Source organism: Listeria rocourtiae FSL F6-920, assembly GCF_000525975.1.
Lineage (GTDB): Bacteria > Bacillota > Bacilli > Lactobacillales > Listeriaceae > Listeria_A > Listeria_A rocourtiae.
This window is the reverse complement of sequence record NZ_AODK01000113.1, coordinates 1-1053: the sequence shown is the minus strand read 5'-3', so window position 1 is coordinate 1053 and position 1053 is coordinate 1. Positions and strand designations below refer to the sequence as shown.

Sequence of the window (1053 nt, the reverse complement as noted above, 5' to 3'; positions counted from 1 at the left end):
TGTTGTTTTATACGATGGAACGAATGTATTTTCCGGTTCAAAAGGTGGACTAGGTGACAAATATTCAAATGGAGTGAATCAACGTGTAGAGCTTGTGTTTACAGCAAAATCGGCTGCCACTTCAGTTGGAAATCGTTTTATTTCAGATAAGAGTGGTAACTGGCAAGTATTTGGCATGAGTAACTTCCAAGTTTTTGATATCACAGAAGAAGACAATCAAGAGAAAGCACGTGAAGCGGTAAATAGTTTATTCACAAACAAAGATCCAAACGGTACGATTACAGAAACAGTGACACAAGCGGAGATTGATGCGGCGCAAGCGTTGATTAACAACGTGACAGACCCAGCGAAGAAAGCAGCGTTACAAGCAGATCTAAACAAAGCACAAAGTCAATTAGATGCGAATCAATATAATGCCATTCAAAAAGAGCTGGGTAATCTGGTTGAAAATCCAGCATTTGAACTCACAGAGTCTAGTACGGCAGTCGATAAATGGGGATTATACCGTAATAACGTGGCAGTTAGTAACGCCTCAACAAGCATCACGCTACAACAATCGGTAGATACTGATGGTAATATTCCTACGACCAATGAAAGCATTAAGATGAAGAATGGTGCGCAGGCTGGTGAACTACAAGGGTATATTAAAGATGACAACATGTTAATTATGGGACAAACCCTTAAAACGATTGCTAATCATAAGTATAGATTAACCGCCAACCACACTGGTAAAAGCGCTGTTGTTTTATACGATGGAACGAATGTATTTTCCGGTTCAAAAGGTGGACTAGGTGACAAATATTCAAATGGAGTGAATCAACGTGTAGAGCTTGTGTTTACAGCAAAATCGGCTGCTACTTCAGTTGGAAATCGTTTTATTTCAGATAAGAGTGGTAACTGGCAAGTATTTGGCATGAGTGACTTCCAAGTTTTTGATATCACAGAAGAAGACAATCAAGAGAAAGCACGTGAAGCGGTAAATAGTTTATTCACAAACAAAGATCCAAACGGTACGATTACAGAAACAGTGACACAAGCGGAGATTGATGCGGC

At 39.7% G+C, this 1053-nt stretch carries 1 protein-coding gene; it reads left to right on the top strand.

The features are described 5' to 3' along the window. Nucleotides 1-1053: toxin Cry1Ac domain D-VI-related protein (locus tag PROCOU_RS17920; protein WP_036074509.1), on the top strand; the 1053-nt coding region annotated here is incomplete at both ends.